General features: G+C 60.2%; 22 protein-coding genes. 14 read left to right on the forward strand and 8 right to left on the reverse strand.

Going from position 1 to position 24,499, the window contains the following annotated elements; translation table 11 throughout:
- Positions 1–139: 139 nt before the first annotated feature.
- The 5 genes from EI290_RS13360 to EI290_RS13380 all read left to right on the forward strand — a co-directional run bounded on the left by EI290_RS13360 (position 140) and on the right by EI290_RS13380 (position 5,164).
- Positions 140–589, forward strand: a complete 450-nt coding sequence (locus EI290_RS13360) for a GNAT family N-acetyltransferase (protein WP_125431109.1) — start codon at positions 140–142, stop codon at positions 587–589.
- Positions 590–949: 360 nt separating this feature from the next.
- Positions 950–2,251 (forward strand): PAS domain-containing protein, encoded by a 1,302-nt coding sequence (locus EI290_RS13365; RefSeq protein WP_125431112.1) that lies wholly within the window; start codon positions 950–952, stop codon positions 2,249–2,251.
- A 51-nt stretch (positions 2,252–2,302) separates the two neighbouring features.
- Entirely contained in the window at positions 2,303–2,653 is a 351-nt protein-coding gene (locus tag EI290_RS13370; protein WP_125431115.1) for a hypothetical protein, read from the forward strand.
- A 43-nt stretch (positions 2,654–2,696) separates the two neighbouring features.
- Positions 2,697–4,364: a M28 family peptidase gene (locus EI290_RS13375; RefSeq protein ID WP_125431117.1), complete on the forward strand. Its 1,668-nt coding sequence runs from the start codon at positions 2,697–2,699 to the stop codon at positions 4,362–4,364.
- Between the two features lie 176 nt (positions 4,365–4,540).
- Complete coding sequence (locus EI290_RS13380; protein WP_125431120.1) at positions 4,541–5,164, forward strand: hypothetical protein; 624 nt, start codon at positions 4,541–4,543, stop codon at positions 5,162–5,164.
- A 388-nt stretch (positions 5,165–5,552) separates the two neighbouring features.
- On the opposite strand, the gene EI290_RS13385 is transcribed toward EI290_RS13380, so the two are convergent.
- Positions 5,553–7,088: a glycosyltransferase family 39 protein gene (locus EI290_RS13385; protein WP_185816985.1), complete on the reverse strand. Its 1,536-nt coding sequence runs from the start codon at positions 7,086–7,088 to the stop codon at positions 5,553–5,555.
- A 31-nt stretch (positions 7,089–7,119) separates the two neighbouring features.
- On the reverse strand, positions 7,120–7,365 hold the full coding sequence (locus EI290_RS13390) for a hypothetical protein (RefSeq protein WP_125431126.1): 246 nt from the start codon (positions 7,363–7,365) through the stop codon (positions 7,120–7,122).
- Positions 7,366–7,561: 196 nt separating this feature from the next.
- Here EI290_RS13390 and EI290_RS13395 point away from each other — a divergent pair, with 196 nt between their 5' ends.
- Positions 7,562–8,911, forward strand: coding sequence for a YfcC family protein (locus EI290_RS13395; protein WP_125431129.1), 1,350 nt, complete (start codon positions 7,562–7,564; stop codon positions 8,909–8,911).
- A gap of 76 nt (positions 8,912–8,987) precedes the next feature.
- Here the strand turns inward: EI290_RS13395 and EI290_RS13400 are convergent, their stop codons facing one another.
- Positions 8,988–9,395: a DUF6960 family protein gene (locus EI290_RS13400; protein ID WP_125431132.1), complete on the reverse strand. Its 408-nt coding sequence runs from the start codon at positions 9,393–9,395 to the stop codon at positions 8,988–8,990.
- A 320-nt stretch (positions 9,396–9,715) separates the two neighbouring features.
- Here EI290_RS13400 and EI290_RS13405 point away from each other — a divergent pair, with 320 nt between their 5' ends.
- Positions 9,716–11,539: an alpha-amylase family glycosyl hydrolase gene (locus EI290_RS13405; RefSeq protein WP_246008951.1), complete on the forward strand. Its 1,824-nt coding sequence runs from the start codon at positions 9,716–9,718 to the stop codon at positions 11,537–11,539.
- 75 nt (positions 11,540–11,614) lie between these two features.
- Here the strand turns inward: EI290_RS13405 and EI290_RS13410 are convergent, their stop codons facing one another.
- The gene (locus tag EI290_RS13410; RefSeq protein WP_148103638.1) at positions 11,615–12,019 is read right to left on the reverse strand and encodes a hypothetical protein; all 405 of its coding nucleotides are present in this window, start codon (positions 12,017–12,019) and stop codon (positions 11,615–11,617) included.
- 185 nt (positions 12,020–12,204) lie between these two features.
- On the opposite strand from EI290_RS13410, the gene EI290_RS13415 reads away from it, so the two are divergent.
- A complete protein-coding gene (locus tag EI290_RS13415; protein ID WP_125431138.1) occupies positions 12,205–14,043 on the forward strand; it encodes a glycosyltransferase in 1,839 nt (612 codons plus the stop codon).
- A 180-nt stretch (positions 14,044–14,223) separates the two neighbouring features.
- Here EI290_RS13415 and EI290_RS13420 read toward each other — a convergent pair whose 3' ends face one another.
- Positions 14,224–15,246: a fasciclin domain-containing protein gene (locus tag EI290_RS13420; RefSeq protein ID WP_125431142.1), complete on the reverse strand. Its 1,023-nt coding sequence runs from the start codon at positions 15,244–15,246 to the stop codon at positions 14,224–14,226.
- 380 nt (positions 15,247–15,626) lie between these two features.
- On the opposite strand from EI290_RS13420, the gene EI290_RS13425 reads away from it, so the two are divergent.
- The 5 genes from EI290_RS13425 (at position 15,627) to trpS (ending at position 19,985) form a co-directional block, all read left to right on the forward strand.
- Positions 15,627–16,484: a DUF4198 domain-containing protein gene (locus EI290_RS13425; protein ID WP_185816986.1), complete on the forward strand. Its 858-nt coding sequence runs from the start codon at positions 15,627–15,629 to the stop codon at positions 16,482–16,484.
- Positions 16,485–16,585: 101 nt separating this feature from the next.
- Complete coding sequence (locus tag EI290_RS13430; RefSeq protein WP_125431147.1) at positions 16,586–16,960, forward strand: STAS domain-containing protein; 375 nt, start codon at positions 16,586–16,588, stop codon at positions 16,958–16,960.
- 125 nt (positions 16,961–17,085) lie between these two features.
- On the forward strand, positions 17,086–18,003 hold the full coding sequence (locus EI290_RS13435) for a ribonuclease Z (protein WP_125431150.1): 918 nt from the start codon (positions 17,086–17,088) through the stop codon (positions 18,001–18,003).
- Positions 18,004–18,154: 151 nt separating this feature from the next.
- Positions 18,155–18,904, forward strand: a complete 750-nt coding sequence (locus EI290_RS13440; RefSeq protein ID WP_125431152.1) for a queuosine precursor transporter — start codon at positions 18,155–18,157, stop codon at positions 18,902–18,904.
- Between the two features lie 103 nt (positions 18,905–19,007).
- On the forward strand, positions 19,008–19,985 hold the full coding sequence (gene trpS, locus EI290_RS13445) for a tryptophan--tRNA ligase (RefSeq protein ID WP_125431155.1): 978 nt from the start codon (positions 19,008–19,010) through the stop codon (positions 19,983–19,985).
- A gap of 198 nt (positions 19,986–20,183) precedes the next feature.
- On the opposite strand, the gene EI290_RS13450 is transcribed toward trpS, so the two are convergent.
- The 3 genes from EI290_RS13450 to EI290_RS13460 form a co-directional block, all read right to left on the reverse strand.
- Positions 20,184–21,035, reverse strand: a complete 852-nt coding sequence (locus tag EI290_RS13450; RefSeq protein ID WP_246008952.1) for a hypothetical protein — start codon at positions 21,033–21,035, stop codon at positions 20,184–20,186.
- A gap of 183 nt (positions 21,036–21,218) precedes the next feature.
- Entirely contained in the window at positions 21,219–22,373 is a 1,155-nt protein-coding gene (locus EI290_RS13455; protein WP_246008953.1) for a CaiB/BaiF CoA transferase family protein, read from the reverse strand.
- Positions 22,374–22,431: 58 nt separating this feature from the next.
- Positions 22,432–23,169 (reverse strand): class I SAM-dependent methyltransferase, encoded by a 738-nt coding sequence (locus EI290_RS13460; protein ID WP_125431159.1) that lies wholly within the window; start codon positions 23,167–23,169, stop codon positions 22,432–22,434.
- 153 nt (positions 23,170–23,322) lie between these two features.
- Between EI290_RS13460 and EI290_RS13465 the strand changes: the two genes are divergently transcribed.
- On the forward strand, positions 23,323–24,345 hold the full coding sequence (locus EI290_RS13465) for a Gfo/Idh/MocA family oxidoreductase (protein ID WP_125431162.1): 1,023 nt from the start codon (positions 23,323–23,325) through the stop codon (positions 24,343–24,345).
- The last annotated feature ends 154 nt before the right edge of the window (positions 24,346–24,499 follow it).

Consider the following 24,499-nt stretch of genomic DNA (forward strand, 5'->3'; position numbering starts at 1 on the left):
GACATGGCAAGAATACGACACCTACCCCACACCTGCATTGCCCGCCGTAGCGCAGGCCGAAGCAGACGTTGTACCTTCGTGCCCCCCCCTCATGCACTTGCCCACTGTACCACCGCACCCTGCTCAGCCTGTGACACCAATGACGCTTATCTGGATTCTGAAGCCCTTTCCGGCCCTCACCCTACCCGAGCTCTACGCCTTGCTGCAGCTGCGGGCCGAGGTATTTGTGGTGGAGCAGGCCTGCCCGTTTCAGGACCTGGATGGGCAGGACCAGGCGGCACATCACCTGCTGGGGTATGCGCCGGACGGAGAACTGGCGGCATACACCCGGCTGTTTGGGGCGGGTATTACCTACCCCGAGGCCAGTATTGGCCGGGTAGTAGTAAGCCCCCGTTACCGGCGCTACGGTTTGGGCCGGGCGTTGCTGCAGCAGTCTATTGCTGCCGTTGGCGAGCTGTTTGGCCCCCAGCCCATCCAGATAGGAGCGCAGCTCTACCTGCAGGCATTTTACGAGGACTTCGGCTTTCGGCAGGTGGGCGAAGGTTATCTGGAAGACGGTATTCCGCACATCCATATGGTGCGGGCCTGATGTGGATTTTCGCCGGCTTTAGCTTGCGGATTCCGCCTTGCCTGCGGCTCCTGCACTCCTCCGCATAACACATGTATCCAGCAATGCATTGCCCACTCATCCGCCGGCCAGCTGGCCCCGCGTCCGTCGAGATTCATGCTTTTTCCTATTCCAATTTTTCAGCTTGATCAGCCCAAGTTTCGTACATGTCAGGTTAACTTAGGTAACTACCTGTCCCCCCTGCCTGCTCTCATCTTGCTGCTACCTGATTTTCCGACGCCCACTCAACGGACGGGGTAGCGGAGTAATGACTTCCGTTTTGTCGAGTATTTTTGAGTTGGCTCACTAATAGCCTCCTGCTTTTTCTGTTTTCTACGCCCTATGCCTACCCCTACCTTTCCGGTCGATTATCAACGGCTTTTCCACGCCCTGCCCGACAATTTTCTGCTGATTGCCCCTAATGCGGAAGCCACCATTGTGGATAATACGGACAGCCACGTAGCCGTATCGTTGAAAAGCCGGGAAGAGGCCGTGGGCAAGCCATTCTTTGAGGCGTACCCGGCCACCGACGAGGAATCGGCCCGTATTATCCGGGAGTCGCACGAGCATGTGCGCCGGCACCGGGAGCCGCATACCATGCCCCTTATCCGCTACGACCTGGAAAAACATACGGCGCAGGGAGTGGAGCTGGAGGAATTGTACTGGGAAGCTACCCACTACCCCGTATTGAGTGCCAACGGAGACCTGGAATTCATTTTGCAGCGCACCCAGAACGTGACGGAGCGCTACCTCGCCGAGCAGCGCAGCCGGCAGATGCAGCAGGCCCTGGATGAGCAGCATGAGCGCATGCGCTTTATCCTGGAATCCTTGCCGGTGATGATCTGGACGGCCCTCCCTGATGGCAGCCGGGACTTCTTCAACTCCCGCTGGCTGCAGTTTACGGGTCAAACCCTGGAACAACAGACGGGCTTTCAGTGGTTGGGCAGCCTGCATCCCGACGACCAGAGCCGGGTGCGCACCACCTGGGAAGACTGCGTGGCCAGCGGCCAGACCTATCAGGTAGAGTACCGCCTGCGCCGGGCCGACGGGCACTACCGCTGGGTACTGGTACGCGCCCAGCCCCGCCTCGCTCCCGATGGCTCACTTCTGATGTGGGTGGGCTGCGGCATGGATATTCATGATCAGAAACAGATGGTAGAGGAGCTGCTGGAGCAAAATGAGCAGCAGGCGTTGCTGTCGGATCAGGCCTATCAGGCGTTTCAGCAGGTAGAGCAACAGCGCGAAACGTTCTATAACCTGTTCATGTACACACCGGCCCTGATTTGCGTTTTGCGGGGGGCCGAACACCGCTTTGAGTTCGTGAATACGCAGTACCAAAACATGTTTGCCGGCCGACAATTGCTGGGATTAACTGTGCGGGAAGCATTGCCCGAAGTGGTTGACCAGGGCTTTGTTGCGCTACTGGACAATGTATATACCACTGGTGAGGTATTTGTGGGCAACGAAATACCGGTTGCCATTGCCAAAGAGCCGGGCGGCGAGCTGGAAACCCGGTATTTTAACTTCACTTATCAGCAGCTGCGCGAAAACGGCGAGAAAGCCGGCATAACAGTATTTGCCTACGATGTTACCGCCCTGGTTCAGGCCCGGCAAATCCTCGAAAACCCCGATGCTTCTGCCTGATATGCCCTGGCATTATTTTATAGCTAGCTTTCGGGCTGAACGGTATACGGTATGGAGCTAAGTAGTTTGGATTTTCAGCAGGCCCGCATTAAGCAGGTGCTGTTTAAGTCGCGGCTGCGCTCAGTGCTGTACGGCGTGCGGGAACCGGACCCTACCTTGTTCTCGCTGGCCGACAACCCCTTGGGCGTGTGGCTCCGCACCACCGTGCAGCCCAAGTACGGGGCTTCCTTGCCCTACCAGCGCCTGGAGCAGGAGCTGCAGCGGATGCTGCTTACCGGCAAATCGTTGGTACAACAGTACCAGCAGGGCCAGCTGGAAGAATCGAGGGCTGGCCTGGAGCAGTTGGACAAACACGCTTCCCGCATCGAGACGCTGCTGCAGGATCTGGAGCAGCTAGCCTAGTAGGTTCGGTATCTGGCTGAGCTCTTCGTCGTACTTTGGGGCAATGAAACGTTCCATCTCACTGCTGCTGGCTACCGTACTACAGCTGGCCGCCCTGGCGGTTTCGGCGCAGGCAATCAGCAAAAAAACAGATAGGGCTCTTCGTCAGGTTCGCCCCGACGACCTAAAGGCGCACATTCAGTATCTGGCCGACGATAAGCTGCGCGGCCGCAAGCCCGGCACCCCCGGCTACCAGCTTGCCGTTGAGTACGTAACCGGGCAGCTGCGCCGCTTTGGGGTGCAGCCTGCCGGCGAAGAGGGCTCATTTACGCAGCGCGTACGCCTGCGCCGTGCCACGGTGCGGCCGGGCGCCACGGTTACTTATGAGCCTGGGGGTGGGGCGCTGGTGCTGGCCCCGGCCGAAGTGCATTTGCTGCCTCACCCTGAGTTGCCCCGGGCCCGCCTGGCCCCGGCCGGCCTGGCCTTTGCCGGCTACGGCATTTCGGCCCCTGATCAAGGCTACGACGACTACCAGAACCTGGATGTAAAGGGCAAAGTAGTGGTGATTGTGCGCGGAGCTCCGCGCCGCTTCCCCAGCACTGTAGCCGCCGCCAGCCAGGACCAGACCCTACTGGTACAAACGGCCGCCCGGCGCGGGGCGGTAGGTGTACTGTTTGCCAGCACCCGTCCGGCTCCCGTAACGGCGGCCACCGCCGCTACGGTCCGCCCGCTTTCTACCACCAGCGTGCTGGGCCCCGATGGGCGGGTAGCCGCTGCCCGGGGCTTCATCAGCGGCTCGGGCGTAGAGCTAACGGGCACCCTCTCTGCCGCCGGCCTGCAAGTGCTGCTGGCCAATGCCGCCACCGATACCGCCCGGGTACTGAGCAGCCTGCGGCAGGGTACGCCGGCACCGGTAGCCCTGCGTGGCACGCTCAGCGCCACCTGGGAGTCGGTTTACCAAGATGTTGACTCCTACAACGTGGTGGGTAAAATTCCGGGCTCCGACCCGGTGCTGCGCAACGAGTACGTGGTGCACTCAGCCCACCTCGACCACCTGGGCGTGGGCACCCCCGTGCAGGGCGACTCCATCTACAACGGGGCCCACGACAATGCCTCAGGCGTAGCCTCGGTGCTGGAAATTGCCCGGCTATACGCGCACCTCAGGCAGAAGCCCCGACGCAGCATTCTGCTGGTACTGCAAACCGGCGAGGAGCTGGGCCTGCTGGGCTCGGCCTATTTTGCGGCCCGGCCCACGGTACCCAAGACCAGCCTGGTTGCCGATGTAAATACGGATATGCCCACCATCATTGCGCCGCTGCTGTCGGTGGTGGCACTGGGGGCCCAGCACTCCACACTGGCCCGGCCCGTGGCCGCGGCGGCCCGCCACCTGGGCCTGACGGTGGAAGAAGACCCCGAGCCCGAGCAGAACCGCTTTATCCGCTCCGACCAGTACAGCTTCGTGGCCCAGGGTATTCCGGCCCTGCACATCAAATACGGCAACCGCACCCCCGATGGCCGCAACAACCTGGCCGAGCAGGTGCAGAAGTGGCGGGCCCTCACCTACCACAAACCCCAGGACGACCTCACGGGCACCTTCGACTTCGAGGCTGGCCGACAGTACGTGCAGCTGAACTTTCTGATTGGGTATCTGGTAGCTCAGAGCCCCGAGCGCCCCACTTGGAACCCCAACGACTTCTTCGGCCGGCGCTTTGGGGTGCCGCAGCCGGAGTAATGGCTCTGGAAGTCTGGCCCACTGAAAATTGTACAAATACAGGGCATTTGCTTACCGATTTCGGACAAAAATTCCGAATATTAAGCCTCGGCCCTAATGCGGCAGGTTGCCCGGCTTCTGGAGCACACCGGCGCTGGCAGGCCGAGCCCAGCACCTTCTGTTCCGGCCTGATCCGCATGATTATCTACGGCTACCGTTCCTCTCACCTGCTTACCGAATCCGTTGCCGGGGAGTGCCTGGCCTGCTCTGCTCCCTCCGGAATGCGCATGAGTGTTTTCGGCCGCTACGTGCACGTGTACTGGATTCCGCTGTTTTCTATTGGGAAAGTGGGAGCCTCTGAGTGTGGCCATTGCCGGCAGGTGCTCAAGCCCAAGGAAATGGATACTGGCCTGCGTCAGACGTTTCAGGAACTCAAGCAACGCGCCAAAACTCCGCTGTGGCATTTTGTGGGGCTGCTGCTAGTAGTGGCCCTGATCCTGTGGGGCCTGGTAGCCAGCAGCAACAACCGGCGGGCCAATCAGACGTTCATCACCACCCCCCACAAGGGCGACCTGTACCACGTCCGGACCGATAATGGGCACTACTCGCTGTGGAAAGTGCAGGATGTGGCCGGCAACGCGGTGAAGCTGCTGGCCAACAACTACGAAATCGACAACGAGACGAAAGTTCAGGATCTGAACAAGCCCGAAAACTACGCCGCCGACCCCCTGGAGCTTACTCGCTACGACCTTAAAATCATGCTGGATAAGCAGGAGATTGTAGACGTAGAACGGCCCGAAACGACAGTGGTAAAACGCTAGCAACCCCAAGGCACGAGCTAGCCAGCTACGCTTCGGTGGGGCACCACGGTATCGGTAATAAAAAACTCCCCCAAAGCCCCGACGGGACGACACTTTTAAACCAAGTGTTGCCCCACCGGGGCTTTGAACGTGTTTGAACATGGTATTGGAGCAGTTTTTACTACCAATTGGTCGTCCCGCCGGGGCTTCTGTTTTATCGTCAGCATAGCGGGGCCTGACGGGTAAGCTGCAGCGGTTTTAAGAGCTGTAAATCGGGCTTGTAGCGCCAGGCGGTAAGTTCATAGCCGGGTATACCGCTCCGCCGGCCAACGGGCAGCCGGAAGCGCCGGGCTGCCGCTCACGCTGCACTGTGCATGAAACCGCCACGGTAGCCTGCTCGCCCCATTTTTTAGAACTCGCCCCATTCCGCCAGCCCCTGCCGCCGCTCCTGGCCAATACGTTGCACCAGGGCGCTGTCGGGCCCGGTGCCGAGCAGAATGGCCGTGCCCCGCTCGCGGGCGTAGGGGTTGCGCACCTCCCCCACCCGGCAGAACGAGCGAAAATGCGCTGTCAGGTTGTCGGGCTCGTCGTCAATAAGCAGCACGTACAGCCAGGGCTGGGCAGGCATCTGGTTTTGCCAGAATAGGTAACTGCCGTTGAAGCTGTGGGCCACGGGCATTGAGCGGTGACGGTTGTAGTAGTTGATGGCCCCGGCCTGTCCGTAGTTGGCCGCCAGCACAAGGGTATGGGCCCGGGTGGCCGCTGGTAGTGTCTGATAGGCGGCCCAGGTTTTATCGGCCAGCTCCCGCCAGCCCAGCATGTCGGCAAAATCCTGGGGCAAGGTGTGGTTGCGGCCATCCTCCCACCGAAACGCGCCGGTGCTTTGGTAGCGGGGCCCCAGCGCCTGCATACGGGCCGGGGGCTCCAGCGTAAACAGCAGCGGCAGCACGGGTAGGGCCAGCAGCAGCGGCAGCAGCAACAGGGCCGGCCGTAGTATTCGGGCCGCTTTGGGCCGCTCCGCCCAGCGCTGCTCCCACCACACGGCCCCCGCCGCCAGCAAAATGGGGTAGTAGCCCAGCGTATAATAGTTTTTGCCGTGCAGCAGCGTAAGCAGTAGCAGCCCGCCGCAAAACACCAGCCCCACGGCCCGGTACGGGCGCAGGGAGCCAACCAGCAGGGCCACCAGCCCGGCCGCCCACACCCACAGGCCCGGCAGGTTCATCAGTAGCTGGTCCTGCCAAAAATCGGCCGCCGACACGTTTACCAGCTGGGTATCGTGCAGCAGCTCCATGTGGTGCCGGAACGGAATGCCGTGTTGCAGCTGCCACAGCAGGTTGGGCAGCCACAGCAGCAGCGCCAGCGTGGCTCCCAGCCAGAAGTCCCGGGTAGCCAGGGCCCGCCGCAGTGGCGTGAGCAGCACGGCCAGGCCCAGGGCCGCTATGAAAAACAGGGCCGAATACTTATTCAGCAGCGCCAGCCCCAGCAGGGCACCAATGCCCAGCCACCAGCGCGGCCGGGCATCCTGCTGGTAGCGGATGAGCAGGTAACACACCGCCGTAAAGGCCAGCACCTCGAAGGAGTTGGGCTGAAAGAGGAAATTGAGGCGGGCGTAGGCTCCTACCAGATAACACAGGCCGGCCAGCGCTACGGCCCAGCTGCCGCCGCCCAGCCGCTGCGCGGCCCGGGCCACCACATACACCGTGAGGCTGCCCCATAGCACCGGCCAGAATTTCACCCAGAACCAGCCCCCTCCCAGCGCCAGCGTCAGCCAGCTTTGCAGGGCCGTGAGCGGGGGCACCTCCAGGTAACCCCAGGCCAGGTGCTGGCCGTAGTTCAGGTAGAGGTATTCGTCGCGGTGCAGCTCGTAGGCCGGGCTGGCCAGCAGCATACTACTAACAAATTTCAGCAGGGCCAGCAGCAGCGGCAGGAGGCGGGAAGGCTTCATGGCCTCAATATAGCAGCCACCCGACAGGCCCCTATAATTCCTCGGGCAGCCGGATGTGCTCCAGGTAGTCGTGCAGGCCGGCGGGGTGCTGAAACAGGTGGATGAACAGGATCCGCTCGGCATCATACTCCCGCCACTCCTCGGCGTAGAAGTCACCCAGGGCAAACAGCCGCAGCCGGAAGCTGTCCTGCCGCCGCTCGGCCAGCAGGTGCCCGTACCGGAGCAGGTGTTCGGCCTGCCGGTACATGTGCAGCTGTTTGAACTCCGTGTACTTCATATTCTCCGCCCCAGAACCCGAAGATACGGCCGTTGGGTTCCGGGAAAAAGGGAGGGTTAAGGGAATAGAGTATTAACGAAGATGAAGGGCAATAAGAACGTCATTCCTCGGCTGCGCTCGGAATGACGTTCTTATTAGCTTCGTTGCCCTATCACTCCATTCCCTCATAACTCCCCGCACGCCCTACCTTCGCGGGATGAATACGATTCGCTTTCCGCACCCGCTGGTTTTGCTGGTAGGGTTTATTCTGCTGGCCTGTTTGTTGAGCTACGTGCTGCCGGCCGGCGTGTTTGAGCGCCACCCCGATGCCGCCACCGGCCGCGAGGTAGTAGTGGCCGGCTCCTACCACCGGGTAGCGGCCACGCCCGTCAGCCCCTTGCAGGCCCTGGTGGATATTCCCAAAGGGCTGGTCGATGCTGCTTCGGTGATTTTCCTGGTGTTTTTGGCCGGCGGGGCGTTTACGGTGGTGGACCTCACCGGGGCGTTGCGCCAGGGCGTGGACTGGCTGCTGCACAAGTTTCGGGGGCGGGAGGCGGTAGTCATTCCTATTATTTCGGTGCTGTTTGCCACAATGGGGGCGCTGGAAAACATGCAGGAGGAAATTGTGCCCTTGGTGCCGGTACTGCTCATTCTGATGCGGCGCATCGGCTACCCCACCCTCACGGCGGCGGCCGTCAGCATTGGCTCGGCGGCGGTGGGCGCGGCGTTTTCGCCCCTCAACCCGTTTCAGGTGGGCATTGCCCAGAAGCTGGCGCAACTGCCGCTGTTGTCGGGCGGCGGGTTCCGGCTGGTGTTTCTGGCGCTGGCTCTCGTCATCTGGATTGGGGGCACTGTACGCTACGCCCTGCGCCACCGCCTAGCGCCCGAAACGGCCGAAGCCGCCGACCCGGCCGCCACGGGCCCCTCTGGCCGCAACCACGGCTTGGTACTGCTGTTGCTGTTCGGGGGTTTTGCCTTCTTTGCCTACGGAGTGCTAAAGCTGGGCTGGGAGTTTGAGCAGATGGCCGCCCTGTTTTTCACCCTGGGCGTGGTAGCCGGCCTGGTGGGCGGCTTGGGCCTTACGGGCACAGCCGAGGGCTTCATTGCCGGCTTCCGCGACATTGCCTTTTCGGCGCTGCTCATCGGGTTTGCCCGCGCCATTTTTGTGGTGCTGGAGCAGGGCCAGGTGGTCGATACCATCGTTAATGGCCTGTCGGCTCCGCTGGCGGGGCTACCGGCCTGGACTGCCGCTCTGGGCATGTTGGGCGTGCATACGGCTTTGCATCTGCCGGTGCCCTCGGTAAGCGGACAGGCCGTTCTCACCATGCCCCTGCTGGTTCCTCTCTCCGACCTTATTGGCCTCTCGCGACAGGTGACGGTGCTGGCCTACCAGTACGGAGCCGGCCTCTGCGAGCTGATTACGCCCACCAATGGTGCCCTGATGGCCATTGTAGCCGCCTGCGGGGTGCGCTTCGATGAGTGGTGGAAGTTTGTGCTGCCCCTGTATCTGCTACTGCTGGCCCTGGGAGCCGTGGCCGTAGTGGTTGGCATTGCCATAGGCGTGTAGAGAGTAAAGGAGTAAAGTGAATTAAAGTTAGAAGCCAGTTCCCCTCCTTTCCAAGGAGGGGAACTGGCTTCTAACTTTAATTATTCTGCAATTCCAGTTCTCCAGCCTCGAACACGCGCTTGATTTTCCGCTTCTTCTCTACCAGCTGAAACCGAAAAGTGTCGGCGGCTTCGTCATAGAACACGTCCGAAATCAGGCCCTCGTGGGCGGGCCGGTCGTCGGCGGGGTCGGTTTCCACCACCAGGTCGCCGAAGCTGAAGGGAGGCCGCACGTACAGCTCCTTGAACAGCTCCCGGCTTACCTTAAACTGCTGCTCGTCGTAGCGCAACAGAATCCAGTCGTCGGTTTCGTCAATCTTTTCAAACACTTTACCCAGCGGCTCCAGCCACTCAAAGGTGCGCCGGTTGGCAGGGTGAACATACCGAAGCCCATACTCGGGCGTCCAGGAATACAGGCCGTATACTACAGGTTTTGGTCGGGGCACTCGACTGAGGATATTATCGGTGGGTGATGAATAAACAGCTGGATGTGGGTGACGGTTCCGGCTGGGGCAGGTATACTGGTACTGCCAGCACGGTAAAAATGCAGCTTTTTCAATAGGCACATGGTGCATTTGCATAACCGAAGCATGTGCCTTTACCTTCAGCAGGTAATCTATGGAGCATATAAAAACAGCTTTTTGCGCCGTATACCAACATCTGGCATATTGCCAAACCACTATACATAGCACAACCTTAATGCTTTAGTTGTAGTAAAGAGGGCATTGACTGTTGACCTTTCGTGCTGATTTTCCTACACAAACCAATGCCTGAACTACCTACTTCCTCCCCAGCTATTGATACTTTACAAAGCGGCATGGGTGCCATTCCGCATGAGCAAGGCACTACGTTTCGGGTGTGGGCCCCGGCCGCTACGGCAGTTTCTGTAGTGGGCCCTTTCAACGACTGGGACGCCACTACCCACCCCCTCACCCACGAAGCCGATGGCTATTGGGCCGCCGATTTTGCCGACCTGGGCCCTGGCACCGAATATAAATTTCAGCTGACCACTCCTACCGGCGAGTTGCTCAAAAACGACCCCTACACCCGCGAGGTAACCCACTCGGCCGGTAACTCCGTGGTGCACAACCCGGATTTCGACTGGGGGGAGGATGCCTTTCAGATGCCAGCCTGGAACGAGCTGGTGGTGTACGAGCTGCACGTTGGCACTTTCCATGCCCCCGACCCCGAGCGGCCCGGTACGTTTTACGATGCCATTGAGAAGCTTGGCCACTTAGTGGAACTGGGCATCAACGCCGTGGAAATTATGCCAGCCACGGAGTTTCCCGGGGCGCTCAGCTGGGGTTACAACCCGGCTCACCCCTTCGCCATCGAAATTGACTACGGCGGCCCCACGGCCTTCAAAGAATTCATTAAACAGGCCCACCGCCGGGGCATAGCCGTAATTCTGGATGTGGTGTATAACCACTTCGGACCCGGCGACCTGGACCTGTGGCAGTTTGATGGCTGGCAGGAAAACGACGGCGGTGGTATCTACTTCTACAACGACTGGCGGGCCGAAACGCCCTGGGGCCACAACCGCCCCGACTATGGCCGTGAGGCCGTACGCCGCTACATCCGCGACAATGCCCTGATGTGGCTGGAAGATTACCGCGTGGATGGCCTGCGCTGCGACGCCATTGCTCACATCCGCAACGTAGATGGGACCAACGACCCCTCCCGCGACCTGCCCGACGGCTGGAGTCTGATGAAGTGGATTAACGAAGAAATACGGGAGCGGATGCCCTGGAAAATTACCATTGCCGAGGATTTGATGGGCAATGAGTATATCACCAAAAGCCCGGAGGAAGAAGGCCAGGGTTTCTCCACGCAGTGGGATGCACGTTTCGTGTACCCCGTGCGCGACGCCCTGGTAACGCCCCACGATGCTGACCGCAATATGTTTGCCGTAGCCGAAGCTGTGGAAGCCCGCTACAACGGCGACGCGTTTCAGCGGGTGGTGTACACCGAGAGCCACGATGAGGTAGCCAACGGCAAAGCCCGCGTACCTGAGGAAATTATGCCGGGCGAGGCTGTATCCTGGTACCCCAAAAAACGCTCTACCCTGGGTGCGGCGCTGGTATTCACCGTGCCCGGCATTCCCATGATTTTTCAGGGCCAGACCATGCTGGCCGATGGCTCCTTCTCCGACGACCAGCCCCTGGACTGGAGCCGCGCCGAGGAACATGCTGGTTTGGTGCGCCTGTACCACGACCTGATTCGGCTGCGGCGCAATCTGGATGGGAACACCCGCGGCCTGTTGGGCCAGTACGTAGAGGTCCACCACCTCAACAACGAGGACAAAATTCTGGCCTATATCCGCCGCGACCAGGGTGGCCCCGGCGACACCACCATTGTGCTCTGCAACTTCGCCGACCGCGCCCAGCCAAGCTATACTATTGGCTTGCCCCGTAGTGGCCGCTGGCGTGTGCGCTTCAACTCCGACTGGGAAGGCTACGACCAGGAATTCGGCAATTTTGAGAGTGTGGATACCCAGGCCGAAGAGGGCGTGTACGACGACCAGCCTTACCACGGTACCTTCGGGCTGGCCCCGTATTCCGTGCTGATTATTTCCCAGGATCCGCAGTAACACCCTGCGCGTTTACGCCCATCCGCCCGGGCCCGGACTTTTGTTCGGGCCCTTGGCGTGCGCAGCGGTGCCACATCAGGGGAGCTGATACCGAAAAACCATTAGCTCAGGGTAGGGCACGTAGCCAACCGGCCGGGGGGCCATACTCAGCCATTCGAAGCGAGTCCGGAAAGGTGTTTGCTGGGCATAATCCACTATATGCCCCTCGATGAGCACATGGCGCCCTGGCCGGTACAGCACCGTATCCGGCAAACCGAACGTTTTGAGCTGCGCGTACCGCTTCCCGTTGAGGCCTGCTACCGAGCCGAGCGGGACTTTCTGCAAAATCCAGCGCGGCAGCCCAACCCGCAGATTGGCATCCACAGTCGGCTCCGTCTTCAGGATTTCGTACTCTTCATACGCCGGCGCCGGTCCGCTACAATCCCACATATAACTTAGTGGCACAACGGGCGCAAAAGCCAGAACAGCAAAAATCCGCATACCAGTTAAGTAATATGTAAGATCTGGTGCACCTGCTCGCCTCCGGGGCGCCCACCCCCAAGATACGGCCAACCGATGGGATGTTGCACCCAATTCCGTTGCGCAGAAAAACAGTCTGCTGTATCTGTCGGAAACTCCGGTAGGCCGTATATCTTGCCGGTACTCCCATCCGTAGTTGTCCGTTCATGCAAGTTCCCGTACCCACCCCCGAGCCCGTTGCCCCCGATGCCCTGCTGGTAGAAGTTGCCTGGGAGGTCTGCAATCAGGTTGGCGGAATTTATACCGTAATCCGCAGCAAAGTACCCGCTACCGTGCAGGTATGGGACGAGCGGTACTGTTTGCTGGGCCCGTATTTTGCCCACCAGGCCCAGGGCGAGTTTGAGCCTTACGACGATTATCAGCTGGCCAAGCTCTCCGATCCGTTTGCCGGGGCCGTGCTGGAGATGCGCAAGCGTGGCTACGACGTGTGCATGGGCATCTGGCTGGTAACGGGCCGGCCCCGGGTGGTGCTTATCAACCCTTTTCAGGTCTACCCTAGCCTGGGTCAGATCAAATCCGACCTCTGGCACCACCACCACATTCCCCTGCCCGATAACGACGACCTGCTACACCAGGTAGTGGCGTTTGGAGAGCTGGCAAAAGTGTTCCTGCAGATTCTGGCCGCCGAAGTGGTACCGCCCCAGCGCGTTATCACCCACTTTCACGAGTGGATGACGGGCGTAGCCATTCCGGCCCTGCGCCGCGAGCAGGTGCCGGTGCACGTGGTGTTCACCACCCACGCCACCCTGTTGGGCCGCTACCTGGCCATGAACGACCCCAACTTCTACGACCACCTCATGCAGGTGGACTGGCAGGCCGAGGCCCGGCACTTCAACATCGAGCCGGCCGTGACGATGGAGCGGGCCGCCGCCCATGGCTCCCACGTGTTTACCACCGTGAGTGAGCTGACGGTGCGGGAGTGTATTTACCTGCTGGACCGGATTCCGGATGCGGTACTGCCTAACGGCCTCAACATTGAGCGGTTTGTGGCCCTGCACGAGTTCCAGAACCTGCACCAGCAGTACAAGAGCAAGATTCATGAGTTTGTAATGGCGCACTTTTTCCAGTCGTATTCCTTCGACCTGGACAAGACGCTCTACCTGTTCACCTCGGGCCGCTACGAGTACCACAACAAGGGCTTCGACCTGACGCTGGAAGCCCTGGCTCGCCTTAACTACCGCCTCCAGCAAAGCGGGCTGGAAGGCAACGTGGTCATGTTCTTCATCACCAAGCGGCCTTTTCACAGCATCAACCCGCAGGTGCTGCAGAGCCGGGCCGTGCTGGAAGAAGTACAGGCTACCTGCGAGGCTATTGAGCAGCAGGTGGGCGAGCGGCTGTTCTACGCCGCCGCCGCCAGCACCGACCACCGCCTGCCCGACCTGGGCAGCATGGTGGACGACTACTGGAAGCTGCGCTACCGCCGCCTGCTCCAGACCTGGAAAACCTCCAACCTGCCCCCCGTCATCACCCACAACCTCGTGGACGACGCCCAGGACGACATCCTGAATTTCCTGCGCCGCTCCAACCTCGTGAACAACCAACACGACCGGGTGAAAATCGTGTACCACCCCGATTTTGTGGCCCCCACCTCGCCCCTGTTCGGTATGGAGTATGGGCAGTTTGTGCGCGGCTGCCACTTGGGCATTTTCCCGAGCTACTACGAGCCCTGGGGCTACACCCCGCTGGAGTGCGTGGCCCGGGGCGTTCCGGCCATTACCTCCGACCTCTCCGGCTTCGGCGACTACGTGATGCAAACCGTGCCCAACCACGAGGACAAGGGCATATTTGTGGTGCAGCGCCAGGAAAAAAGCTTCGACGAAGCCGCCGAGGAGCTGACCGATATGCTCTGGAACTTTGTGCAGCTCAACCGTCGGGAACGAATCATGCAACGCAACAACGTGGAAAGCTCTGCCGAGCTGTTCGACTGGAAAAACCTGCGCGTCCACTACGACCGGGCTTATGAACTGGCGTTGGAGCGGAGCTGAGCTGTTAGTTACTCGTTATTGGTTGCTGGTTGTTAGTTGCTCGTTGAAATTCGGCTCTAAAAGAACGGATGGCCAAGAACTGAAAACCAAAAGGTCCGCCTCAAGAGGCGGACCTTTTGGTTTCGGCCCAATTGCCTAACTAACAACTGACAACGAGCAACTGATAACTAACAACTACCATCAGGGCCGGAGCACCTGGTCAATTACGTGCACTACGCCGTTGGTAGCCAAAATATTGGCCGTGGTAATATTGGCGGCCGTGCCCGTGCCGCCGCGCACCGTGAAGCCGCTGCCGGCGGCGGCTACCGTAATGCTGCCGCTCAGTGTATTCACCGTGCCGGCAGCCAGATCAGTGGAAAACACCCGGCCCGTACTGATGACGTGCCGCGACAAAATAGCTACCAGGTCGTTGTCGGATACCGAGCTGAGGGGTTGGCCGTTCAGCAGCGTCCGGAATGCGGCGTCGGTGGGGGCAAACACCGTTACGTTGGCCGTTTGGTTGTTAGCCGCCGCCAGAATGGCACTGGCTGCGGGGCGCTGCAGGGCTTGTAGTAACAGCGTAAACTCGGGGTTGGAGCTGCGGTTGGCGCTGGCTACCACCAGTTGGGCAATGGTTTGGGAGGGCGGCATCAGCACGTTGTCGATGGCGTGAATGGTACCGTTGCTGGCCGCCACGTCGGCCGTAACCACCTTGCTGTTGCCGTTGATGAATACGCCACTGCTGTTCTTGCTCAAGTAGATGGTATTATCGTTGAGCGTAGTCCCGCTTACTGTGCTGGCCGGGCGGGCGGTGGTGCGGTTGCTGGCCCCGTTTGGTATATCAGCTGCCTTGATATTGGCCGCCACCACGTGATAAAGCAGAATTCCTCTCAGCGTGGCAATCTGATTGGCATCAGTAATGGCCGTAATGTTGGCGGCCGTATTATAGGGCGCGCTTAGCTTGGCAAAAGCATCATTGGTAGGCGCAAACACCGTGAAGGGGCCCGTTCCCGACAGCGTGGTAGCCAGATCGGCCTTCGTTACGGCTGCAACCAGCGTGGAGAAGCTGGGATTACCCTGAGCCGTCTGCACAATGTTACTGGATGTGGCCGGGGTGGTATCGTCGTCATCATCGTCGTTGCAGCCGGTGAGCAGTGTGCTGGCTACGGCTGCTACCGAGAGTACCCGGAGCAAGGGGCGGAAAGGAAGGAAGAAGCTAAGCATTTGTGTAAGTTTTTTGGGTGAAACTTTAAACAAAACAAGATCTTAACTGCCTGTTTTCCGGTATTGTTACGCCTGATCAAAATTTTATTCAGCCGGACAGGCTACCAGCCAGATCCACCAATTCATGCCCGCGGCAGCTCTACCGGAAGCCGGCCGCCATGCCTGCCCGGTAGTGCCTTTTTTCATTTTTCACGTATTTGGGCAGCTTTCTGCTATGGAAGCTGTTTAGAAAGTCTGGCAGAACGCCTCAGACCGTCATGCTGAGCTTGTCGAAGCATCTCTACCGCTTCGTTAGGGTCGTTCAACGAAGCGGTAGAGATGCTTCGACAAGCTCAGCATGACGGACTTTCGATTTTCTAAACAGATTCATGTTTCAGCTTATGCCCTATTTCCTTGGTTCCCACCGTTTCACTGGCGGCGTACTAACCGCGCTGGGCTTACTGCTGGCCCTGGCCGCCCCGGCTAACGAGCTTTGGCTGGAGCCAGTGCGGTTTTGGGTGGCACCCGGTACGCGCGTCCATATCCGGCGCCTGACCGGCACCGGTTTCCGGGGCGAAACCTGGACTGGGAAGCGAAGCCGCATTACGGGTTTCTGGCAATACGCCCCGGGCCAGCCTCCTACCGATATACTGGTTACCGCCGCTTCCGCCGATACGCTCCAAAGCACGCTAACCCTGCAGCAGCCCGGCACCCATCTGGTAGCCCTTACCACCGATAACGCCTTCGTTACCCTATCGGCGCCGGACTTCACGGCCTATTTGCAGCAGCAGGATCTGGGCTATGTGCAGGCGCTGCGCCAGCAGCGTGGCAGCCCCGACAAGCCTGCGCGCGAGGCATACCGCCGCTGTGCCAAAACCCTGGTGCAGGTAGGTGCCGCACTACCCACCGACACGGCCCGCACCTGGGCCCGGGTGCTGAACCTGCCGCTGGAACTGGTGCCGGAACAGAACCCCTATACCCTGGCTCCGGGCGCAGCCTTTACCGTGCGCGTACTGCGGGCGGGTCGCCCCCTGGCCGGCCAGCAAGTAGTGCTTTGGCACCGGGGCAGCCGGCCCGGTGCCCTCCTCAGCAAGCTCCGCAGTAACCAAAATGGTCGGGTGCTGTTTCGTTTATCGGAGCCGGGTGAGTACCTTGCCAGTGCCGTGCGCATGGAGGTCGCCCCCGGGGGCCTCGCCGCCGACTGGCAGAGTACGTGGAGTACCCTCAGTTTTGGGTTAGCTGGTAAAAAAAAGCTGTAATTTGCAGTTTGCGCCGTTTTTCGGCCGTTCATCAACTCCTCACCTCCCACAAGTTTTTTTGTTACCTTCGCAACTCCCGTAAACACCGAATAACCTGCGGTATGAAGTACTCCATCGATAAAAAAGAGACCTACACGATTATTACGATTGACGAGAAGAAGCTCGACACCACTGTGGCGCCTGATCTGAAATCGGAATTTGTGAAGCTGAATGCCGAAGGCATCAACAACCTGATTCTGGACCTGAGCAACGTGAAATACACCGATTCGTCGGGACTGAGCTCCATCCTGATTGCCAACCGCCTGTGCAACTCCACCGGCGGCCTGCTGGTGCTAACGGGTTTACAGGACCACGTAATGAAGCTGGTAACCATTTCCAAGCTGGAATCGGTACTGCACATTCTGCCCACCGTGGAAGAAGGCATCGACCGGATTTTTCTCCACGCCATCGAGCGTGACCTGACCAGCAAGGAGTAATCTTAGCTACAAGCTATAAGCTACAAGCTATAAGCTGCAAGCTGCAAGCTTTTTGTTCTGCCGGGTTGGTTCCTCAGAACAAAGGCTTGCAGCTTGCAGCTTATAGCTTATAGGCTTTTCTACCTATGGAGTTTGAGCTGAAAATTCTGGGCAGTGCCTCCGCCACCCCGTTCATGGACCGCCACCATACGGCGCAGGTACTTACGGTGGGCGGCACGCAGTATCTCATTGATTGCGGCGAGGGCACCCAGCGTCGGCTGATGGAACAAAAAATCCGGCATCAGCGCATCCATACTATCTTTATCAGTCACCTGCACGGCGACCATTTTTTTGGGTTGTTCGGCCTGCTGGGTACCATGCACCTGAATGGCCGCACCGAGCCACTGCGCCTGTTTGGCCCGCCCGGTCTCGATGAGGTGTTAACTACGCAGTTCCGGCACTCTTACACTCACCTCAGCTTCGAGCTGGAGTTCACGCCCGTTGACACCACCCAGCACCTTCAGATTTTTGAGGATAAGAACCTGACGGTGCATACGCTGCCCATGCGCCACCGCATTCCGTGCTGCGGCTACCTGTTCCGGGAAAAACCCAAACGCCGCCGCCTGCTGGCCGAACGTCTGCCCGATGGCCTCACGCCCGCCCAGCTCTCTGCCCTGACCTACGGCGACGATATATTGGACGACTACGGCCAGGTGCTGTTGCGCAACACCGAGGTAACAGCTGAACCCAAACGAACCCGCAGCTACGCTTTCTGCTCCGACACGCTTTACACCGAAGCTCTGGCTGATATGGTACTCGGCGTGGATTTGCTGTACCATGAGGCTACTTTTCTGGATGACATGCGGGACCGGGCCGCGGCCACGCATCACTCCACCGCCCGCCAGGCCGGACGCCTGGCCCGGCGCGCCCAGGTACACCGCCTGCTCATTGGCCACTTCAGCAGCCGCTACCGCGACCTGCAGCCGCTGCTGGCCGAGGCAAAAACCCAGTTTGAGTGGACGGAGCTGGCCGTAGAAGGCCTCACAGTGAGCTTGGCTGAGTAAGCAGCACGTCATGCAGAGCGCAGCGAAGCATCTCGCGTGCTGATGCAGAAGTAGTGACTCAACGTCAGCACGCGAGATGCTTCGGCTGCGCCTCTGCATGACGTTCATTTTAGTACCCGAAATCAACCGTTGATTTCTTTCTTCCCCTTCTATGCCCCAACCTTTATCCCACAAAAAGCAGCAGCTGTATTTGGTGCTCAGTGGCATTTTCATTGTGAATGCGCTGCTGGCCGAAATTATCGGGGTCAAGATTTTCTCGGTGGATGCGCTGATGGGGCTGCCCGGCAACCTCACGGCGGGCGTGCTCATCTGGCCCGTGGTATTCGTCACCACCGACGTTATCAACGAGTACTTTGGCAAGGAAGGCGTGCTGCGGGTGAGCTACCTCACGGTGGGCCTGATTCTGTTTGCCTTCCTTGTGATTTACGCCACCACGCTGCTGCCCCCGGCCACTTTCTGGCTCGAGGCCAACAAAGCCGACGCCCAGGGTCGGCCCTTCGACGTGGACTTTGCCTACCGCAGCATTTTTCGTCAGGGCCTGGGCATTATTGTGGGGTCTATCACGGCGTTTGGTATCGGGCAGCTCCTCGATGCCACGGTGTTTCAGCTGCTACGCCGGGCTACCGGAGGGCGCTACGTGTGGCTGCGGGCCACGGGTTCCACGCTGGTTTCTCAGCTCGTCGATTCGTTTGTGGTGCTGTTTGTGGCGTTCTATGTGTTCGGCAACTGGACGCTGGGCCAGGTGCTGAGTGTGGCCAACGCCAATTACTGGTATAAATTTGCCGCGGCCATCCTGCTCACGCCCGTGCTCTACCTCGCCCATTTCCTCATCGACCGGTACCTGGGCGACGAAGCCACCCACGAACTGCAGCAGGAAGCCGCCGCCGATACGGCGGTGTAAATTGAGTTGCTGGTTGCTGGTTTCCAGTTGGTACACTGGAGGCTAATGAGCAGCAGTTGAAAAACCAGCAACCAGCAACTAGAAACCAGAAACTTTACCATACATGTCCCGCATCCTCACCGGCATTCAGAGCACCGGCCGCCCGCACCTAGGCAACCTGCTCGGTGCTATTCTGCCCGCCATTGAACTCTCCAAAAGCAGCGCCAACGAAAGCCTGCTGTTCATTGCCGATCTGCATTCCCTCACCACTGTGCGCGACGCCGAGCTGCTGCGCCAGAACACCTACGCCGTAGCTGCTGCCTGGCTGGCCTGCGGCTTCGACACCGACAAAAACCTGTTTTACCGCCAGTCCGACGTGCCGCAGGTAACGGAGCTGGCCTGGTACCTGAGCTGCTTCACGCCTTTCCCGATGCTGGCCAACGCCCACTCGTTCAAGGACAAGAGTGACCGGCTTTCCGACGTGAATGCGGGCCTGTTCACGTATCCGGTGCTAATGGCGGCCGACATTCTGCTCTACGACGCGGAAATTGTGCCCGTAGGCAAAGACCAGGTGCAGCACCTGGAAATTGCCCGGGATATTGCCTCGGCCTTCAACAACCGCTACGGCGAAACCTTCGTGCTGCCCCAGTCGCGCGTGGATGAGCAGATCCAGACCATCCCCGGCCTCGACGGGCAGAAGATGAGCAAGAGCTACGGCAACATTATCGACATCTTCCTCGACGATAAGGCCCTGCTCAAGAACATCAAGCTCATCGTGTCGGATAGCACCCCGCTGGAGGCCCCCAAAAACCCCGATACCGACACCACCTTCAAGCTGTTCTCCCTGCTGGCCACGCCCGAGCAAACCGCCGAAATGCGTCAGAACTACCTGCGCGGCGGCTACGGCTACGGCCACGCCAAGCAGGCCCTGTTTGAGGTTATCCGTAGCCGCTTTGCCACCGAGCGGGAGCAGTTCACCTACTACATGAACAACCTGCCTGAGCTGGACCGCAAGCTGGCCGAAGGCGCCCGCAAGGCCCAGGCCTACGGCTCGCAAGTGCTCAACAATGTGCGGGAAAAGGTGGGCTACCAGAAGCGGTAGAAAACTGTCATTGCGAGGAGGCACGACGAAGCAATCCGTCCTTTTTTAAGCATCCGACCCCGACCTATTCAAAAGCCCCTGACGCCAGTAGACGTCAGGGGCTTTCTGCTTCTTCGGGGATTTGCGCCTTGAAAAGGAAGGATTGCTTCGTCCTCGCAATGACAGAACGTCAAACTCACCATTTCACAATTTCACCTTTCAATACGGCAGGCCGTCGATGGACTGGTGGCGCTGCTCATGGTAGAAGCTGAATCCGACTTTACTGCCCCGGCTCACCTGCTGATTCTCCAGCTTTTGCTTCACCGAAATTTTCTGAATGTCGCTCAAGGGAGGGGCAATCAGGTCGTTATTGACGGCGGCAATCATGGCGCTTTCCACGAATAGCTTGAGACTGTCCTCCGTCACGGGGTTATCCGACATGTCGTTATCGGGCAATTCCAGCTGCTGCACGCCTTCCAGAAAGTAATGCTGGTCGATGTTGATGAGCAGGCGGCCAACCAAGTAGCCCGGGTCGTTCATGCGCTGGTACTTAATGCTGTCGGCCATGAAGTTGTAGGCCATAATATGCCCGAAAAAGCGCCGGCGGAAGTCAGCCTCCACGTAGCGGGTGGCCATGGGGCCATAGTCGTCGGGGAAGGTGACGATGTTGGAGTGCAGCACAAACACCAGCAGGTCGCCGCTGAAGCGGATGTGGAACTCCATATCATTTATCGGCCGGTACTCGATAATAACTGTAGAATCGACGGGCGTAATGCGGCGGCTGAGCTCCACCACCAACTCCTGCGACACTTTCCGTAGCATGTCGAACGTGGCCAGCGTATTGCGGTAGATGGCCTGCTTAGCCGAGGATTTCTGCTTCAGTCCATCAGAAATCAGGTCCAGGCGGTCTTCCGGCGACGGGGCCGGGTCGCCGGGCGCATTAGGGTGCTGGTGGTCGGTATTGGGGGGGCTGGCCGTGGTGGGCGTGGCCGCCGGGGTGTGTGGGGCACCGGGCGTACCATCGTCGGTTTGGGGTGGGTTGGCAGGCGTGGTGTGCGGCATTTCGTCCATAGGAGTAAAGAGCAATGTTGGGTAAGCAACAGCGCCCAGATTCGGAAAAAGGCCGCACTTCAGCACAGCCCGGAATCTGGTACCTACGCAAACTAACCGGCTATAAGTTTCGGTTGCCCGACATTCGACCAACATCCACACTTTCCGGATTACGGCCCGGCCCCGCCGGCTAACCTGTGGGCCTTACCCTGGTGGTAAGGCCGGTGGAGGCAGCACACTGGCGGCCACTGGCCAGGCTGAACTCCGGAAAGCCACCGTGCGAAGGCCCGGGTGCGGAAAACCAATGGGTGCAGCGGGCAGCAGCATGGCCTGCGCCAATGGGTGCATAAGGGCCTCTGCTACGGTACGAACCGCCCCGGCCGGCACCGCCAAGCGCTCCAGCTCCGCCAGCAGCGCCGCGCCGCTCACCTCGGCAATGCGCTGTTGCAGCAGCGCCTCCAGCGCAGCGCGGTGCTTTACCCGGTCGGGGTTGCGCTGAAAGCGTGCATCCTGCGCCCATTGAGGCCGCTCCAGCACCTGGCACAGCTGCCGAAACTGCCGGTCGGCGCCCACGGCCAGTAGCAGCCGTACGCCGTCCTGGGCGGTGTACACGGTACCGTAGGGCACAATACTGGGGTGCCCCGAGCCCAGCGGCTGCGGCTCCTGCCCCGTAACAAGAAAGGTAGCGGCCTGGTTGGCCAACGAAGCCAGCGCGCTATCCAGCAGACTTACCTCCACCAGCGCGCCCTGGCCCGTCCGCTCCCGCCGGAACAGAGCCGTCAGCAAGCCCTCTTTCAGCTGATGAGCCGTGAGCAGGTCGATAAGAGCTACCGGCATTTTTTGGGGAGCCTGGCCGGGGCCGGCGGCGTTGAGGTGCATAAAGCCGGCCTCGGCCTGGAGCACGGCATCGTAGCCGGCGCGGGTTTCCGCAGGCCCGTAGCCCGTAATGTGACCATAAATAAGCCGTGGGTTGAGAGCCGCCAGGGTAGCATAATCGGCCCGGAGCTTTTGGGCGTCGCCGGGCTTGTAGGAAGCCAGCACCACATCGGTAGTAGCGGCCAGCTGGTGGAGCGTAGCCTGGCCGGCGCAGGTAGTCAGGTCCAGTATCTGGCTGCGCTTACCCCAGTTGGCACTGCTGAAATAGGCCGTTATGGTGGTAGCGGGGTCTTCAGCGGGGGTGCGCCAGGTACGGGTTACGTCGCCGGCCGGGGCCTCAATTTTGAGCACCTCGGCCCCCAGCTCAGCCAGAAACTGTCCTACCTGGGGGCCTGCCAGCACGGAAGCCAGCTCCAGCACCCGCAGGCCCGCCAGGGGCAGGCCGGGGGCCGCGGGGGGCGGATTAATATCGGGTTCAAACACACCGCGAAGTAAATGCCTTCCGCCGAATGAGCGGCTCCGGCCAGGTCGCCGCCGTAGCCTACAGTAGCTGGCCTGCCCGGGCAAACACCGGAAACACTACCTCCCGCGCTCCGGCCCCCCAGAGGCGGGTTACTTCAGCCGCAAGTACCCCTACCGGGTCGTGGTGGTGTTGCTGCTGGAATTTTACCACGCTGGACCAGGTGCGCAGGTAGTTCAGCAGCCACTCCGCTGACCATTGCCGCCGCACCTCGAAACGCGCCGTTTGCCCGCCTGCACCAACCAGAAACGGCAGACGGGCGTACTCCTCCGTCACGTGCCAGCGGTTATCATCCCAGTACGGGCGCATGGTTTCATCGTGGAAGCGCCGCACTACCTCGTCTATTTCGGGGCTGATGCGGAGCAGGCCGTAGCCCCATTCGGCCAGTATACCGCCGGGCCGCAGCACCCGCCGCGCTTCGGTGTTGAAAGCATCTATGGCAAACCAGTGCAGGGCCTGAGCTACCGTAATCAGGTCGAAGCTGGCGGCGGCAAACGGGGTGTGTTCGGCGGGGCTAAGCTGGTACGTGATGTTGGGCCGCTGCGGAGCCTGCGCCAGCTGAGCCGAGCTGATGTCGGTGGCGGTTACCTGGGCAAAATGTCCGGCCAGCACGGCCGCTACCTGCCCGTTGCCGGTAGCACAGTCCCAGGCGGTGGAGCGGCCGGGCACCTGGGGCAGCAGCCACTGGTACAGCTCGGCGGGGTAGTCGATGCGGTAGCGGGCGTAGAGGTCGGCCTGAGCAGAAAAACGGTCGAGCATATTCGTTATTCGTTTTTGGTTGTTCGTTTTTTGTTGTTTGGCGGCCGGTTACCGGCCGGGCCAGGCAATGCTGCCATCCGGTTAGCGAGAACCCATCAACGAATACCCGCACACAGGTAACGGAAAACGCACAACGATAAACGAAAACCGCTCATGTCATCTCCTATCCAAACCGGCCTGCTGGCATATGGCATGTCGGGCCGCCTTTTTCACGCGCCTTTTCTGCATGCTCACTCCGGATTCCGGCTGAACGCGGTGGTGGAACGCAGCCGCAAACAAGCCGCCGGGCAGTACCCCGCAATCAGCAGTTACGACAGCGTGGCCGGGCTGCTGGCCGACCCGCAGCTGGAGCTGGTGGTTATCAATACGCCCAATGATACGCACGTTGCCCTGGCCCGGCAGGCGTTGCAGGCCGGCAAGCATGTGCTTATCGAAAAGCCCGTAGCCACCACGGTAGCTGAGCTGGACGAGCTGCTGGCCCTGGCTGCCGCCCAGAACCGGCAGGTGCTGGCCTACCAGAACCGGCGCTGGGACTCCGATTTCCAGCTGGTACGACAGGTAGTGGAAAGCGGACAGCTCGGGCAGCTTACGGAGGTGCAGTTCCGTTTCGACCGGTATAAGGCCGCCCTCAATACCAAAACCTTTAAGGAGGACCCCGCCGTGCCCGGCAGCGGCCTGAGCTTCGACCTAGGCCCTCACGTGCTGGACCAAGCCCTGAGCCTGTTCGGGCGGCCGGAGCACAGCCGCGTCACGCGGGCCAGCCACCGCCCCGGCTCCCGCGTAGACGACTACTTTCACGTTCACTTGCAGTACGGTAGCGGCCTCAACGTATTCGTGACGAGCAGTTTGCTTACGGCCGCGCCGGTACCGGCGTATGTGCTGCACGGCACGCGGGGCTCCTTTCAGAAAAGCCGCGCCGATGTGCAGGAAACCCAGCTCGACCAGGGCCTGCCACCTACTGCCCCCGAATTTGGCCGGGAGCCGGCAACCGAGGCCGGCACGCTCACGCTGGTTCCGGAGCTTGGCCAGACCCTGGTTACCCGCTGGCCTGCCCCTGCCGGCAGTTACCTGGGCCTGTTTGAGGCCGTGTACCAGACGCTGCGCCACGGCCAGCCCTACCCCGTCCGGGCCGAAGAGCTACGCTGGCAGCTGGAAATTCTGGAAGCTCGTTGTTAGTTGCTCGTTGCTGGTTGCTGGTTGTCAGTACAGTGCCCGCAACTGCAAACGGTCAATGAACAACCCGCAACGGCCACCCGACCTCCCCGGCACATAAATCCGTCTATCTTTGTTGCTATTCAAACCAGCGGTTTGCTGACCGAAAAGCAGGGTC

Source organism: Hymenobacter metallilatus, assembly GCF_003944705.1.
Classification (GTDB): domain Bacteria; phylum Bacteroidota; class Bacteroidia; order Cytophagales; family Hymenobacteraceae; genus Hymenobacter; species Hymenobacter metallilatus.